This window comes from Paraburkholderia sp., from assembly GCF_049581445.1.
Taxonomy (GTDB): Bacteria; Pseudomonadota; Gammaproteobacteria; order Burkholderiales; family Burkholderiaceae; genus Paraburkholderia.
Window position 1 is genome coordinate 1 of the sequence record NZ_JBAURZ010000405.1, and the last position, 16,599, is coordinate 16,599.

General features: G+C 61.3%; 10 protein-coding genes. 5 read left to right on the forward strand and 5 right to left on the reverse strand.

All coding sequences use genetic code 11. From position 1 onward, the window contains the following. Positions 1–1,145 (reverse strand): PAS domain-containing protein (locus WCA85_RS35080; RefSeq protein WP_424070353.1); only part of this gene is annotated, 1,145 nt, incomplete at its 3' end. A 321-nt stretch (positions 1,146–1,466) separates the two neighbouring features. On the opposite strand from WCA85_RS35080, the gene WCA85_RS35085 reads away from it, so the two are divergent. The 5 genes from WCA85_RS35085 to WCA85_RS35105 all read left to right on the forward strand — a co-directional run bounded on the left by WCA85_RS35085 (position 1,467) and on the right by WCA85_RS35105 (position 6,396). Further along, positions 1,467–2,699 (forward strand): DUF2252 domain-containing protein, encoded by a 1,233-nt coding sequence (locus tag WCA85_RS35085; protein ID WP_424070355.1) that lies wholly within the window; start codon positions 1,467–1,469, stop codon positions 2,697–2,699. A gap of 231 nt (positions 2,700–2,930) precedes the next feature. Beyond that, the gene (locus WCA85_RS35090; protein WP_424070357.1) at positions 2,931–3,731 is read left to right on the forward strand and encodes a YkgJ family cysteine cluster protein; all 801 of its coding nucleotides are present in this window, start codon (positions 2,931–2,933) and stop codon (positions 3,729–3,731) included. An 852-nt stretch (positions 3,732–4,583) separates the two neighbouring features. Continuing rightward, positions 4,584–5,420, forward strand: coding sequence for a DUF6531 domain-containing protein (locus WCA85_RS35095; RefSeq protein ID WP_424070359.1), 837 nt, complete (start codon positions 4,584–4,586; stop codon positions 5,418–5,420). Positions 5,421–5,526: 106 nt separating this feature from the next. Then, complete coding sequence (locus tag WCA85_RS35100) at positions 5,527–5,805, forward strand: hypothetical protein (RefSeq protein ID WP_424070360.1); 279 nt, start codon at positions 5,527–5,529, stop codon at positions 5,803–5,805. Positions 5,806–6,123: 318 nt separating this feature from the next. Continuing rightward, positions 6,124–6,396: a hypothetical protein gene (locus WCA85_RS35105; RefSeq protein WP_424070361.1), complete on the forward strand. Its 273-nt coding sequence runs from the start codon at positions 6,124–6,126 to the stop codon at positions 6,394–6,396. A 310-nt stretch (positions 6,397–6,706) separates the two neighbouring features. Here the strand turns inward: WCA85_RS35105 and WCA85_RS35110 are convergent, their stop codons facing one another. The 4 genes from WCA85_RS35110 to bcsB form a co-directional block, all read right to left on the reverse strand. Then, positions 6,707–7,426, reverse strand: a complete 720-nt coding sequence (locus WCA85_RS35110) for a glycosyltransferase family 2 protein (protein WP_424070363.1) — start codon at positions 7,424–7,426, stop codon at positions 6,707–6,709. A 925-nt stretch (positions 7,427–8,351) separates the two neighbouring features. After that, on the reverse strand, positions 8,352–13,103 hold the full coding sequence (locus tag WCA85_RS35115; protein ID WP_424070365.1) for a cellulose synthase subunit BcsC-related outer membrane protein: 4,752 nt from the start codon (positions 13,101–13,103) through the stop codon (positions 8,352–8,354). Next, positions 13,094–14,281 (reverse strand): cellulose synthase complex periplasmic endoglucanase BcsZ, encoded by a 1,188-nt coding sequence (bcsZ, locus tag WCA85_RS35120; RefSeq protein ID WP_424070367.1) that lies wholly within the window; start codon positions 14,279–14,281, stop codon positions 13,094–13,096. Before bcsZ ends, WCA85_RS35115 begins: the two co-directional genes overlap by 10 nt. Before the next feature lies 1 nt (position 14,282). Then, the coding region (bcsB, locus tag WCA85_RS35125) for a cellulose biosynthesis cyclic di-GMP-binding regulatory protein BcsB (RefSeq protein WP_424070369.1) at positions 14,283–16,599 on the reverse strand (2,317 nt) is incomplete at its 5' end.

The following is a 16,599-nucleotide window of genomic DNA, read 5'->3' on the forward strand; positions in this document are numbered from 1 at the left end:
GCGTCGCTGGCAGCGGCGATGCGGCGTGCGCTGGTGGGGCTCTGATCCGCATCAGCGGCAAGCATTTGCAGATTGCCGCTGATCACCTGCAGCACGTTGTTGAAGTCATGCGCGACACCGCCCGTCAGGCTACCGATCGCCTCCATCTTCTGCGCCTGGCGCAACTGTTCTTCGGCGACGGCGCGCGCGGCCACGGCATCGGCGACGCGCTGTTCGAGCGTTTCGGTGAGTTGACGCAAAGCCTGTTCGGCGATCTTGCGTTCGTGGATATCGATCAGCACACCAGGAAAACGATAGGGCGCGCCGTGCGCGTTGAATTCGCACTGGCCGTTGGCTTGCAACCAGGTATATTCGCCGTTAGGTCGGCGAATCCGGTATTCAGCCCGGAACGGCTTGCCGGTTTCGGTCGCCTCCGCGGCGAGGCGCTCGACCAGCGAGACGTCATCCGGGTGAATGGCCCGCAGCGTCGCCGCGCGCGTTACGCCTTGCATGGCCTGCTCGGCACTCACGGAGAAGGCGCGGGCAAAACGTTCGTCTCCCGTCACCGTGTCGGCCGCGACGTCCCAGACCCACGTGCCGAGCACGGCGCCGGTGTTCAGCGCCAGTTGCAGGCGCTCGTTGGTCTCGCGCAGCTTGGCTTCCGCGCGATGCCGCCAGCGCTCCGTGAGCACGCGCGCGGTGGTTTCGACCACGATCGCGATGACACCAGCCGGCCGGCCGGTATCGTCGGCAACCGGGCTGTAGTACAAATCCATCCACACGTCTTCGGGCTTGCCGTTGCGCAGCAGCACCAACTCCTTGTCGCGATACGACAGGGTGCCGCCCGCGAGACAGGTATCCATGACATGACGGTTGAACGCGGCGACCTCCGGCCAGCCCAACTCGACCGGACTGCCGAGCAGATAGGGATGGCGGCCACCGGCGAATTCCGCGTAGGCGTCGTTGTAGACCATGTAGCCTTGCCGGCCCCAGAGCATCACAAGCGGCACCGGCGAGGCGAGTACAAACTGCACGGCGGCAACCAGACTTTGCTGCCAGCGATCGATCCGGCCCAGTTCCGTGGCTGACCAGTCAAACGCGTGGATGCGCCCGGCCATCTCTCCTTTCCAGCCGGCGCAGCCATGGTCTTCAGCCGTGAAGGGCATGCTTGAACTCCGCAGATATCACGTCAATTAGCGCGCCCGCGCCACACTCTGAGCGGTACGGCAGGCCAGCAGGCGCGGACAAGTGGGCCGCTTCGGCAAGGGGACGCCCGACATTTGGGGGCGTTTGAGCGAGGCTGCGGCACGGGGGTAGGTAGCAATTCTTGTTCCCGTGAATTTAGATGCGTTCACATGCGGTCAGAGGACGCCCGTACGGCACCCATGCCGAATGCGCCAAACACGCACAGCACACGCTTTGCGTTCAGCGAGGGCTGGTGGCGCGATGGCCAGGTACAATGAAACGATCCTCAACCGGATTCCCCCATGTCAAAGAAAATTGCCGCCCGCACCGGGCTTCCCAAGCCGGGCGACAGGCTGGATCTGCTCAGCGCCCGCCGCAACGCGAAGATGGCACGCTCGGCCCACGCGTATGTCCGCGGCAATACCAACAAGTTTTACGAATGGCTTGACGGCATCGAAGGACATACGTTGCCCGAGGGGCCGGCTATCTGGATCTGCGGCGATTGCCATGCCGGCAATATTGGGCCGGTCGCGAATGCGCAGGGACGCGTGGAAATCCAGATTCGCGATCTCGACCAGGCGGTGATCGGCAATCCGGCGCACGATCTGATCAGGCTGGGGTTGTCGCTCGCTACTGCTGCGCGCGGCTCGGATCTGCCCGGCGTCACCACGGTTCAAATGATGGAGGCGCTCGCCGACGGCTATGAGCGCGCGTTCGACGATGCGTCGGACCAGGCCGATATTCAGGCGGAAAAGCCGGAGGCAGTCCGCGTGGTGATGAAAGAAGCGGTGCGACGGTCGTGGCAGCATCTAGCCGAAGAGCGCATCGAGGATGTCGAGCCAGACATCCCGTTGGGCAAGCGTTTCTGGCCGCTGTCGAAGAGCGAACGGCGCGAGATCGAAGCGTTGTTTGAAAAACTTACGATTGCGCGTCTGGCGACCGAACTGCGCTCCGAGGACGAGCATGCGAAAGTCAGGGTGCTGGATGCGGCTTATTGGGTGAAGGGCTGCAGTTCACTGGGACGCTTGCGCTATGCCGTGCTGCTCGACGTTGACGGCGCCGCGATAGATGGCGACGATCTGTGTCTGATCGACATCAAGGAAGCCGCGACCGCGGCCGCGCCGCGCTATGCAGGCGTGCGCATGCCGCGCGATAACGCGCAACGGGTGGTCGAGGGGGCGCGCCATCTTGCGCCGTTTCTTGGCGACCGGATGCGTGCGGCGCGCCTCGCGGAACGTCCGGTGGTAATACGCGAACTGTTGCCGCAGGACATGAAGCTGACCATCGAGCAGCTGACCCGCGAGGAAGCGATGAAAGCGGCGCGTTTTCTTGCCCTGGTGGTGGGCAAAGCACACGCGCGCCAGATGGATGGCGCCGAGCGTAAGGCGTGGCTCGGCGAGTTGCGGCTGCGGCGCAGCAAAACGATCGACGCGCCACAGTGGCTCTGGAAGAGTATTGTCGAACTCGTGAGCGGCCACGAAGCCGGTTATCTCGAACACTGCAGGCGCTACGCGCTGGGCAGTCGCGCGGCATAATGCCCGACGCGCCGGTAGCCGCTTGCGGTGGATCGCAGCCGATCGCAGCCGTTCTCAACCGGACAGGCGCGGTACGAAATAAATGTTCCTTCGCCTGTCAGAACAGGCGCCCAAAAACGACTCACTCTGACTGCGTGTGCCCGGCACAGCAGTTCGGAGCGTCCCCGCATTGCTAGCAGGGTACGCGCCTCGACAACCAGACCGCCTGGCGCGGCGCAAGACTTGATCCCCATGAATACGAATATCGATTTTGAGTGCACGATGTGCGGCAACTGCTGCCACGATCTGCGTTTGCCATTGACGGTTGCTGAGGCGCGCGCCTGGCTCGCGCGTGGCGCCGATGTGCAGATTCTTTGCGAAGCGGTGCCGTGGTTAGAAGAACCCGCAGCCGATAACCTGCAGGCGGCGCATAAACGCCGCCGTTCGTTTGCGGCGCAAAGCGGCAGCTTGCCCGCGCGGATCGTGGTGATTCTGACCGGCGCCTTTGCGGGCCCGTGCCCGAATCTACAGGCCGATATGCGCTGCGGCATCTACGAAGAGAGGCCGCTCGTGTGCCGGATCTATCCGGCGGAGATCAATCCATTTATCGAATTGACGCCCGCTAACAAGGGCTGTCCGCCCGAAGCGTGGACGCCGGGTCTGTCACCGCTGATGCGCGCAGGCAAACTGGTCGATGCGTCGATGGTGGCTTTGATCGAGCGGTCGCGCGCGGCGGATACGCATGACGTGCCGATCAAGCAACGGCTGTGCGCGGTGCTTGGTGTCGATGCTGCGGCGTTGTCGAATGAAGGGTTTGTGGTGCATTCGCCCAGGCGTGAGGAACTGGTGGCGGCGCTTGAGCGGGTGTGTGAGCTGGCTGGCGATGAAGCTGGCGACGGTGTGGCAGATGCGCCCACCGCTGAATGGCGTTTTGTGTCCAACCGGCAGGCGACGGTTGACGCGCTGGTATCGGTGGGTGCGCTCGGTGCTTGCGTGACTTCTGATGACGCGATGCCGTTCGAGTACCTTGGGTTCTTCCCGGCTGCGGCCTAGCAATTCGAATTGCACGCGTTGAGGACTCGGGCGGTTAGTCGTTTCGCGTCAGGGACTTGGGTAGGGTGCTAGTGGGTTGTCCACAGGGTTGCCAACAAAAAGTGGGGATAAGTTGATCCAGCAGCGCACAAAACTCACAGACATCTATTCTATTTAAGTTCAATGAGTTAGTTGTTGGCACAGAGCCCCCGGTTGTCCGTAGCATCGGGATGCCGCAGGTGTTTTGTGGGGAATATTGCGGGGGAAAAGCCTTCGCAAACCATTAGCGAAGGGTCGCTCCTGACAGTTGGAGGCCATCGATCCTTTCCAGCCGTTCGGGCTTCGCGGGCCGTGCGTCTGACGACGTGGTGTCCGAGTTCGAATCATACAGCTGCCGCTTGAATGAAACAGGGTACTCTACGCGCCGCACTTCGTGCGCGTCGAGCAGAAAATCACGCGTTAGGTGCAGCACGCGCGCGACTTCCAGAAATAAGTGATTTGAAAATCATAGGGTGTGATTTTTTCAGTTAAACAATAAGCAATACAAAACATTATGATTTGAAAATTTTACAGCCTTATCACAGAGAAAGAGGTAAAGAAGCGGCTCGCTCGACTGGACCTCGCGCTCAAGGCGCTTGAGGCTGCCGACTGCGACTGCGACTGCGACTGCGACTGCGACTGCGACTGCGACTGGTGCCGGGCTGTTGGATGACATGTATCTTCGTCGCTTCCTGCATCACCTTCAGGGAAATTGGCGGACAACTAATTGTTGCGAAAGGTAACCGCAAATTTTAGGAGTTTTCCGAATTTCTCGTCGTCTTGTTTCTTATAGCGTGCTGGTGCTTTTCACAAATGCAACCAGTAAGGAAGACGATGGAAAACCACAGATTTACTGAGGGACCGGCAGGTAAGGCTGTTCACCTGTTGATTGTATTCATGCTGCTTACAGTGGCATTTGCAGCAAGCGCGGACGATTGCTTCACGCTTTATTCAAAATCCGGTGCGACGCCGGGTTCCAGGACGTGCAAGCTCGACGTTACCAGTAACACGCCGGGCGGAATGGGCAATTACGCATGCATCAATGACCTCGCTCTGATTGATCAGTGGTGCAACGCGACTGAAGCCCCGCCTGATGATACCTGCCCTGTAGCGGACCCGGTGTATCCGGCAAATGGGATTGTCACGCTCTCTGAAACTGACTTTGCAAGCGGCGACACCTCGCCACTTGTGTTTAGTCGTAGCTATGTTTCGAAGCCGTTCGACAAAGCGCAGACGGCGATGGGCGGGTTCTGGATCAACAACTGGCAGCGAAGACTTGACCTGAGCGCGGTCAATGCGAACACGCCGAAGATCACTGCATATCTGGGTAACGGGCAACCTCTAATATTCAAGTGGATTAGCGGAGCGTGGGTTTTGCCAGGAACTTCGGGTCTTTCCCTGACGAAAGCTGGCGACGGATACTTCTACCTGAAAGACGAGCGGCTTGGTACGACAGAAGCCTACTCTGACAGCACCGGCAGGATTTATTCCGAGGCAACTCGCACGGGTGTGATACGGAAGATTTTCTATGACGGCAAGCAACGGCTGTCAACGATTGCCCAGTGGCCAACCGATAACCTGACGCCGGAAGCTGCGACGTCAATCCGTGTGGAGTATGACAGTAGCGACCGCATCGTGCTCCTGGTTAATCCCTTGGAAAGTATGAACTAGACATGCTCAACTGCAATACTTTGGGCACAATCATGGGAGGTAAGCGCGGCCGTGCCCTATGCAAACAACAGGCGTTCCAAGACTATCAAGAGTGTCGAGGTTATTGATGACTAATGTTCCTCCGCGTTCCATCGTTGTCACCTACGACGAAGATCGTCAACAGCTGATTTTGCAGTCGGTTGATCCCGCTAGGCGTGCTTCACTGATCGCCGGAGCAGCTGAGATGCCGATTTTGCTAGATGAATTCGACTTCAGGCTTGACGACGAGTTCGCGCGCCGGTTCGGCTGTTCAGTGCTCAGTTTAATTGCGCTGGGTCAGCCGGAGCTCAAACAATACCTGACCGCCGCTCAGTACCCTCTGGACAAGCCATCAGAGGAGGAGTGAGTAAGAGCCCGACTTGATGCCGTGACCGAAGGGCAGGGACCAAACCCTGCCCTTCGTCCCGATATAGTTCGACCTCTTCTCGTACCTGATCTGGTCAGCTCCGCGGAAAGAGCTGTACTCTACAGTTCGCTTTTCGGAAGCGGAAGTGATGACGGTGGGATGAAGGCGCGGTGGTGGCTATAGCGACGGTAAATGTTTTGCGCAGTACTAGCTTGCCCAAGACGTCTGCACTGCGCTCGCCGGACCGAGAAATAAGCGCTTGCTAGCATTGTGCAGGTCAAAGGCGTTCGATAGATAGCAAAGATGCTTGGGGTATTGATGGCCAAACATCCGCCTTATTCCGTGGTTCTCAGATATAACGAGAACCTGCAACAGTTAGTTGCTTACACGGTCGATCCGGACATGCTAACTCCGCTTCTGGGCGAGCGAATGGGCGTGGTGCGGGCAGATGAACAAGATTTCAAGCTCGACGACGAGTTCCCTCGACAGTTTGGCGTCGGGATGCTTAACACGATTGCGTTCGGCCAGCCGAGAATCAGGCAATGCATGAGCGTTACGGATGATCCGATCGATCGACCGCCAGAAGTGTAAGTTGTGAGCGGGTGGTGACTTGACCGAGTGACGTTCTGTCGTCGCAACGGTATGTTCCGGTGACTGCGGTGGTTGACAACGACTGGGTGAACTTGCTCGCGGCGGGGGCTCCGCCTTGGTGTCGCCCGGCAGTCGCTCATGTGGCTGCGCCGCGCTCGCCGTTCATGGCCTAGTCAGGCGCGATTCCGTGGCGCCGATGTCCTGCGCGGAAACCCCGCTCAGGCGAGCATGTCCCCTGCCATATTGTCTCGGTGAAGCGTCCGGCGCGACGCACAATTGCAGAAGGAAATCTGTATGCGCATGATTCCTGTCAGGAGTCCAGTTCTCTGCGCATCGCTTTGAGTTGCGCGTAACTTATTGTTTGAGAATGCTCGTGGCCGTGCAGTTGCACAATGAGCTTTGAGTCGTCGGGCGGTGTTTCTCCGAACATCTCATAGTGAAATGCGAGCGTGGTCACGTAGTTGACGGTTGGCGTGATCGAGTGAACATGTGTATAGCCGCCGCATTGCACGGCGTTCCAGAATACCTTGTCGCCGACGATGCTTTCGGACGAGTCTTTGAAAAGCCATGCCGCGCAGGCGGGGAAGGCACTTCGCGTCAGGAAATAACAATTGGTGTCGTTGAAATCGACGCCGTTAGATTCGCTACAGGTGCCAAGCAAGCGGCCGTCTACAGTAAAGATTCTCCGAGTCGTCGTAACCACCTGAGCCCCCGTTTCCTTCGCAATCATGCGCATCGCTTCGAGATGGTTGGGCTCATACCAGTTATCCGCGTCAAGAAAACAGATGGCATCAAACCCATTGGCGGCCGCGCAAGCCGCACCTACACCGCGCGGTGTATCTCCATAGTCGGCGTGATTGGGAATCCTGATGTGTACCACGCGTTCCCAGTTTTCAACATCGCGGGAAGGGAATCCATCGGCGACCATAACGTGAGTGACATCACCTTGCTGCACAAGGACGCTTTCGTGACACCTTCGTAGAACGTGAGGCGGCTCTTTGTGATACGCGCTAATGACGGCGACTCGCATGAAGAATTTTTGGGGTATCGGTCGAGCGGAAGATTATACATATCGGCAACTCACCAAAGACTATCTCAATTACTAGCGGTCCGAAGCGGCTGCAGCGCTTACGCTGGCAATGTATCGATGCGCTCCAACGGCGCACACGAATGGGCCAAGTGGGGAGATGGATATTTCTGAAATGCATGCCTCAAGTTAGAAAGCGCAACACGGGTTCCCTGCCTATTTTTCTCCGGTTGGATGTTGTGACAGAATTTCCCGCAGGCGGCGGACGCTAAACGCTCGTCGTTCGCTGCGCTTTGAGAGACCACCTGGACCGGCTCACCCGCTGGGGCAGCGTCGCACACGGCGTGCGTTCCCGGCACAATTCAAAGGTCAAGCTTGGCCAGATCCATCAGCTTCTGGCAGCCTGTCTTGGCCACGGCACCTACGCATCCCTTCGCATCGCTGATCTCGACGCCCTGAATCGAAGGAGCGCTATGTGTTCGTAGACGCGGGGCTCGCGCGTGCAGCCGATCTTGGCCTTTCGGGAATGTGTGACTCGTTCCCCACGCCGCGCGCAGCGCAGCATCAACAACTCACCTGTCTGGACTTTAGACAAGCCACTTGTCTTGTGAGTACCGGTTAGTGGGTACCGGCTTGAAGATGGAACAAGACATATGTCTAATATGTAGGACAGTCCTTCCATAGGATGACGAAGGTTTTCCCACGCCGCAGCGGGGGGAACGGAAGGGAGTGAATTTTTGAGGGCGGGGGGAATGCAACTCCCCCCACGCGTCACCTGCAAAGCCTTGTGTACCAGGCAACCTGCCACGAGAGATGATCTGTCCACAGACTATTGAACAAAAGTGGGGTAACTTCCCACCTTGCGAATTTGCCAAACGCGGTGCTCAAATTGATGCGTTCGCCGTAGACGTCGACGGCGATGGCCATCCTAATTCGACATCGAAACATAAGGCGAAGCCAACGGCGTCGGCGGGAACGGCTGCAAACCGCTCTGCTTCGTAAAGCTATAACGCACATAAACCGCCGCAAGCCATTCCCGATACTGATACGCGTTGCCAAGCGAAGCGGTCGCGCCCACGGCGAGTTGCGGTGCGAGCTGATATTCCCCGACTGCGTTGAACGAATAACTCACGCCGGTCTTGCTCTGGCCCGGATACACTGCGCCGCTGTCGACTGACTGGCCGTTGGCAATGGCGGTCGCTGCGTTGCCGGCCGCGCTGCCTTGTAGTCTCGGGTCCAGCGGGAAGTAATTCGAAGCATCCTCACGATAATGCTGCACGCCAATCGAGCCCTTGAGGTCGTACGTGAAAGCGCCATCGCGACCGGTGAGTTCCACCGGCAGATTCAGAATGACGTATTGTTGCGGGCTGAAGTAGCCACCCTGGCCATACGTGAAGTAGGAGAGGTTCTTGTTGTAGCCCATCAGCGTGGTGTTGAGGCCGACCGTCAATGTCTGGTCGGCGCTCTTCAGGAGGCGGGTGTATACGCCGCCGCCGCCTTTCACGGCATCGTTGCTCTCCACATGATCGCCCATGTAGTACTGATACGACGCGTTCGCATAGAGACCGCTGGTGCCGTCATCCCATGACAGGCTGGCAAGTCCGCCATTCGACGTCACACCACCCCATTCGAGATTCGCGCCCTGATCGCGCGCACCGGCATAGGAGAGCAGGCTGTCCGTCACGGCGCGCCGCGCCACTGCGAGCGTATATGAGACCTTGTCCGTCACCGCGCCGTTGTATTGCACACCGCCCACGATGTTCTTCTCGGGAAAGCCAAGCGGCGTCACGCCGACGTCGCCGCTCACACTGCTGTTTTCATATCCAACCGACAGCCCGACGCCGTTGGCTGTCTGCGAGCCATAGGTGTTGGTGGGGGTCGAGGTAGCCGACAACCCAGAGCCAAAGCGCGCCAGCGTGTTGACGCTGTTGCTCGCGGTACCCGCGTCGAGTGTCACCGGCGTGGCGGTGACGATGACATGCCCGTTGCCGGCTTGAATGCGTCCCTGGATGGGTGCTTCGATATCGGTCAGGTCAGACAGGCCGTTTTCACCCGCGCGATTGCGAAACACAATGCCACCGCTCACCGTGCTGGTCTGCTCGCGATTAACTTGCGCGAGTTCTTCCGCGACTCCGAGCGTCTGCGCGTTTGCTGCGTTCGCAGCAGGGTTCTGCCCGGCGGATTGCTGCGGGTAGTACGACTGCGCGTAGCCGGCCGGCGGTTGCGGAATGTATTGCTGCTGTTGCGGGTAGTAGCCCTGGTTCGGATAGGGCTGCTGCTGCGCATACTGTTGTTGCTGAGGATACGGCTGGGGCAGGTACGGCTGTTGCTGCGGATAAGATTGCTGGCCGTAACCTTGTTGCCCATAACCCGATTGCCCGTACGCCTGCTGTTGCGGATAAGGCTGCTGACCGTAATACGGTTGCTGCGCGTAGCCCTGCTGCCCATAAGGCGCCTGCGTATACGTCGGTGCGGCGCCCTTTGCGTTACGCGTTGTCGTGTGATTGCGCGCTGCCGTCTGCTTCTTGCTCGATGAGTTCCTGCCGGTTCCGTTAGTCGGGTAGTTGGCCTGCGCCTGCTGTGCCTCGCGCGCCGCGGGGGACATCGGCCAGGGCGTCGCGACATAGGGAGCGGGCGCTCCGTAGGCCGCGCCGTCTTGCGGGTACGGCGCGTTATAAGGCACCTGCGGCTGCATCGGAGCCTGCATCGGGGCCTGCCCCTGCCCGGGATACGGCTGCAGCGGCGCGGCGGAAATTGCACCCGCGTCGCTGGAACCGTAGTTGTCCGGACCGTAGCCCCCTGTTCCTGCACTGGAGTTCGGCGCACCGGACGGTCCGGCAGGCGCAACACCAGGAGCCACGCCAGGCGACCCAGCAGGAGCCACATAAGGCGCGTTATACGGCGCGACGTACGGCGCGGGCGTTGAGGGCGGCGGATAGTTCGGCACGGTCTGCGTCGGATAGGAAGACTGCGAATACGGAGATGCTGCAGGCGCGACGTATCGTTGCACCGGTGCTGCTGCGTTAAAGCCGCTGCTGACTGTGGCATCGGCGGGAACGTCGACGGCGGTTTTTCCTTCGAACGGGTTCGTGCCTGGCAGTGGCGTGGCGCCGATCCTGCGCATCGCCACTTCCCAGCCACGCGGCACATTGCTTGCCGAGCCGGCGCGCGGTGCAGTGCCGACCGGCGTATTGGCCGCAATCAGCGAGCGCTGCAGATAGGTCGAGGCGAGCGAGAGCTTGCCTTCCGCGCGGTACATACGCCCAACGGCGGCGAGGACATCGGGATCGTCCGGTGCGGTATTGAGCGCCTGGGTGGCCAGTTGCTCGGCATACGCGAAGTCTTTCGCACCGGTCGCGGCGGGCAGCGCTGCGAGTAGCAGGCTCTGGTCGTCGGGGCGGCGCGCCAGCGCCACGCGGTAACTGGCGAGCGCATTGCGATCGTCACCCGCTGACGAATAGAGCCGGCCAAGCGCGGCCTGCAGATCGGGGTTGTCGGGCATCGCCGCGAGCCACGGTGCGATCACATCGTAGGCACTGGCGAGGTCGCCGCGTTGCCGCACGGCGTCGGCCTGGCGAATGACGATGGCCAGATTCAGATTGCCGAAATCGATGCGTTGCTGCGGCGTGAGTTGCGCCGCGGCGAGCCGCCGCATCACCATGCCGAGTTCGGCGTCCTGATGCGTGGCGAGCAGAATGCCGGCATATTCGAGCAAAATGCCGGTGTCGCCCGGCGATGCATTCATCGCGCTGCGCACGAGCCACAACGCGCGGTTCGAGTCGCCAATCTGTTGATATGCCGAGGCCACCGTGCCAATCAGTTCCGGGTTGCCGGCTGCAATCGGCTCGGCGGCGCGCAGTGTCGCGTAGGCCTGCTGCGTCTGTCCGCCCTTGGCCATCTGGATGGCGAGGCTCGCTTGCTGATGCACCCACAGGCGATGCTGCAAAGTGGTCATCGCATCGGTGCGCTGCGCTGGCGGAATCCGATCCAGTTGCGCGAGACCGGCTGACCAGTCCTGGGTTTCCGCCGACAGCAACGCGCTCGCATACAGCGCGTCGGTCATATCGGGGTGGCTCGCCAGCAAACCGTCCATCATGCTGCGTGCGTTCCCGATCGCACCCTGGCGCACGTAGATTCGCGCCAGATCCAGACGCATCCACGGATCATCAGGATTGCTGAGCAGCGCATCTTCGAAGAGACTGCGCGCCGCACCCAGATCACCACGCGCTTCGGCGGCGCGCGCCTGAGCGGCCTGCGCTTCGCCGCGCAAACGGTTGATGCCGCCTGCCTTGGCCTGTTGCTCGGCATTCAGTTGATCGGCGAACTGTAGTGCTTCGTCGCCGCGCCCCTGGGCGGCGAGCGCGCCGACGAGGCCGCGAATCGCATCGGGATTGTCGGCCTGGCGGCGCAAGGCCATCCGGTAAGCCTGCTCGGCGCCAGCCGGATCGCCGTTGCTCAGCAGCATTTCGCCGAGCGAGACCTGCGCGGTGACATCCGATGGGTTCACCGCAATGGCCCGTTCGAACAGCGACTTCGCCTTGGCGAATTCGCCGTTGCTGCGCGCGCCAATCGCGTCGCTCGTGTATGTCCAATAGGTCGCGCTCAGCAACGCGTCCTTCCAGCGCACCGGGTTGCCGCTGCGCGATGCGCGTTCGAGATAATCCCGCGCCTCGGAGAAGTGCTCCTGCTTGAGCGCGGCAATACCCATGCCGCCGAGTGCGTCGCTGTCGTTCGGACTACTGGCCAGCACCGACGTAAATTTGCTGCGCGCCGTAACGATATCACCACGATCGAGCGCGGCGAAACCATCGGCAATGGTGCGGCCGCGCGCATCGACAGCAGAACTTTGCTGCGACCGGTCACGCGCGGCCTGGTCCTGCTGCACCATCGAATCGAAGCGTGCCTTCACGGCGGCATCATCCGGCACGAGTTGCAGATAAGCCTGGTAAATCGGTGCATCGGAAGGGCGCGCGTCGAGCCATAACAGCGCTTGCCGCCAGCTCTTGCGCGCGGCGGTGCCTTCGGTGCTATCGCCCGAAAGCTTCTGGAGACGCGCAATCCCGTCGCGGCGTGTGGTGTCACGATAGGTCAGGTGCTGCGCATAAGCGAGCGCATAACGCGGGTCATCCGGATTCTGCTCCGCGAGCTGTTGTAAACCTCGACGCGCCTGATCCCAGCCTTGCGGCGTTGCCGCCAGTGCCTGGTAATACTCCAGTTGCAGTTCGGGCGTAGCAGGCTTGCCTTCGAGCGCACGCTGATACTCCTGCACGGCGCTGGCCGCCTGGCCGCTTTGCTGCAGCCGCCGGGCATCGTTGACGGTCTGGTCGCGCACGCTGCTCTCGCCAAGACGGCGTCCCAGTTCGTCGATGGCCGGATAGTTCGGCGCGGCTTCCCGCAAACGCGCCAGATACTGTTGCGCGCCGCTGCCGTCCTTGCGGTCAGCGAGCACCATGCCCATGCCGAACAATGCATCCGGCTGCTTCGGATCGATACGCAGCACTTTTTGCCAGGCCTGTTCAGCAAGGTCGCCACGGTGATGGGCCTGCCAGTACTTGCCTTGATCGATCAGTACGTTAAGCGGATCGCCCGAGGCCTGCGCCTGAGCGAAGGCGCTCGAGGGCAGCGTCACGCTATAGACGCTGGCGAGGCTCAGTGCAAGCGCGAGGGCGCTCAGTCGCATGCGTTTCTCCAACTTGGCACGAGCCGGCCGGCCTCGTCGAAACGATAGCGGCCGTCAATGAATCCCGTGCCGAACAACCCTAGCACACGGTCGTAGTACACCGGCTCGTGACCCTGCACGGGGTTGTCGAGCGCGGCCAGATGCGTGCGGGCGAGGCCGAGGCCCCGCTCGTCGCCCAGCGTCTTGAAGTAAGGGGCGAGCGCGCCCCAGTAGCTCAACGGACCTTCGCCGCTCGGCGTGCCGGTGGCTGCCGAGACCTTCTCGGGTGGCACGCCGGTTTGAGCGACCATGGTACGCATGCCGCCTAGCGCGGCGAGCCAAGGACGCGCCAACGGATCGGCGCTCGCGGTCATGCCGGCCCACAGGTAGACGCGGATTGCGTCATAGCTGCCAATGTCGCCGTTTTTCGGATCGACCACGAACTGTCCCGCCCGCCATGCGGCCCAGTCGGGAACAAAGCCCTGCGGTGAGGTGGTTTTGACGAGCTGATAAGCATTCTCCGCCAGTTTGCTCCACGGGCCGTTCGGCATCTCGCTGGCTAGAGCACGCAGCACGGGCAAGGGCAGATAGCTTGGATTGAGACGCGTCACGTCGCCAGTCTGAAAGCCTTGCGGTCCAGGCAGCAGCATCGGGCCGAGCCCGGACAGGCTGGTGATTTCCTTGCTGACGATCTGCCCGGCAAGCGCCTCGCCGAGCTTCGTATAACTGGTGTCATGCCAGAGACGCCCGGCTTGCAGCAGATCGTAAGCAATCCAAAGGTCGGAGTCGGACGCGGAATTCGGATCGAGCACACCATATGAGCCGTCTGGCTTTCTACCCCACTGCCAGGCGGGCAGATGCATGCTATGGACATCGAACTGATTGCCGGCAAGGTTGGTACGGGTCCAGCCGAGCAGACGGTCAAACGTCGCGCGATCGTTCGCTACCAGCGCGAAGAACATGCCGTACGACTGGCCTTCGGAGGTGGTCTGCTGGGTGGGTGTCGAGTAGTCGATCACGCGCCCGTCGGCCTGGACGAAGCGCTCCACGAACGTGCGGTAGCCGGGCCAATCGCAGGCTGCTGCATTTGCGGCGACGGCCGGGCTCGACCAGCACGACGTCGCGGCGGCAATGACACCGAATGCCACTGAGGCAAGCTTGCCAACCGCGACGGGTGCCGTTTTCAATCTGACCGGCATATCAGTTCCTCAGGCGGCGCGCGGCGATCGAGCGCAGCGTACGGTAGAACAGTGCCGCAATAATTAGCGCGGCGATCAGGCCGCCGAGCAACAGCAGCAACGGATGCGACGACAGGGCCCAGCGCAGGTATTCCTGCGGCGACAAATGGCCGATGTAGTACGCAGTACCGTTCGACGTGATCGTGACGGTGCGGCCGTGGATCACAGCCATCGCGCCTTGAATCTGCGGCAGCACGTCGGCATCCAGCAAGGCGCTGGTCAGATCGGCATCCGACTGGCCGGCCGCGCTGACGAACGCCACCGCGCTGCGTGTCTTTTGTAGCGGCGATTCGAAGCCGGTGAGAAGCGCCGCGCCGTTCGAACTGACAAGCGACAGGTCAGCACGGGCCGGTGCGCGTTCTACACCGCGCTCGCCGTGCCACCAGTCTTCGAGCTTGTAGACGATGTCTGACAGTTCGAACGTGCGCGAGTCGCCGTCGCTCGAGAACGGCATCGATTTGGCCCAGCGCTGCAAGAGCGGCTGATGACCCGGTGCGCCGAAAATCAGCAGATCCTTGTTGGCGTGCTGGTCCACGTTGTCGGCATTTGTCACGGTCACGCCCGTCACGGGATAACCGGTGGACGCGCCCATGCGGCCCATCTCCAGCAGATACAGGCTGTAGTCGCTCGAGTCCGCATCATTGGGCAGGACGGCTGCGGTTTCCGAGAGGTCGGCCATCCGCGTGAACGGGAAGCCGCTATTGGCGAACGCCGCCAGATCGGGCAACGCCATGTAATGCGGAAACGACGACAAATCGATGGTCGAATTCGGATCGATCGCACCCACCACGTTTTCCAGCAACCGGCCGTGGCATTCGCCGGTGTTCGGAATGTCGTAGAAGAAGTGCAGGCGCAATTGCGCACGCGGCGTCAACAGCAGCGGCGGAATGTACACCGTACGGCGCGCGTCCGCCGTCTTGTCCGGCAGGATATTGTTGAAGTAGTAACCCAGATCGAAGACCGACGAAGGCCGCGCAGGAATCGGCAGCGACTCCACAAAGCCGTCGTTGATGCTGATGTTCAGCGACGAACGGTCAGGCGTAGGCCGCACGGTGTAGCGATAGCGCAGGTCGATCGGTGCGCCCTTGGTGTGCCACATGAACAGATCTGGCGGTACGCGCAGATTCACACGCACGGCGTCGGCGTCATAACCGGTCACGCTCAGATCGCGTGCCTCGGCGAGTTCGCCAAAGCGCACCGGGCGGTTGGTGGGCAGCCAGTTGGGTGCGTCATACGGTTGGCGCGGAGCGAGGTCATTCAGTTGCGTGATCGTCGCGCTTTCTCCCGAGAGCACGCTTGCGCCCATGCCGAGCGCTTTCGCGGCGGTTTTCAGTTCCGCTTCGTCACGCCCGAGCACTAGCAGCAGTTTGCCGCGCGCGGGTGCTTCGCGATCCACCACCGCAATCGTCGGTCCCGAGATGGCTGGAATGTTGACGCTTGCCGGTCGCTGATCGGAGGTGGCGAAAATCACCGCGTTACCCGAGAGCGGGGCCTGGTCGACCTGGGCGGGGAACAGGGCGCCGCGATAGCCTGCCAGCGCGCCAAACCACGACGCGACAATACCGGCCGCCTCGAGTGTCTGATCGCCAGGCTTGGCCGGGAACACGAACGGCAGTTCGAGACGCCGCACGTCGCGGCGATCAAAGAACGGCAACGGCAGCGCGGCAAGATCGGGCTTGTTGGTGAGCGATGCATAGGTCAGATCCAGCGAGCTGGCATTGCTGACCGTCGCCCACAACGATGAATTCGCCGGGTCTTCGCACTGCAGCGTGTAGTGGCCGATCAGCTGGATGTTCAGGTGGTTGAACTCGGTGATGAAGCGCGGATCGATCGAGACGTCACGCGCTACCAGCATGCCCGCCTGGTCACGCGGCACCGGCAGCGTGGCGGCGACTTCGCCGTTCACCAGCACTTTGAGCTGCGAGATGGCCGGCAACAGCGCAGGCGAGTAGCTGTAGATCAGATGCAGGATCGCACCGGTCACCACTTCGTCGTTGCGCACCGAGAAGGCGATACCGTTCTGGCCATCCGTGCCTCGTAGCTGCAGCGGATCGAGTGCGCCGAAGTCAGCGAAGCTCAGCGTCTGGCGTCGCCCGCCGCCCACCAGTGTGCCAGGTTCAGCGGTTGTGGGCGTCTTGATGCCGAGCGCCTTCACCGACGATGCAGCCAGCGCCGGTGTCGGTGTCGCGAGCGCAGGCTGAGTGATCGCGTTCGGATCGAAGGTCACGGCGGCGCTTGGCGCGGGCACATTGCCCACGCCAGTGGCGACCGGCGTACCC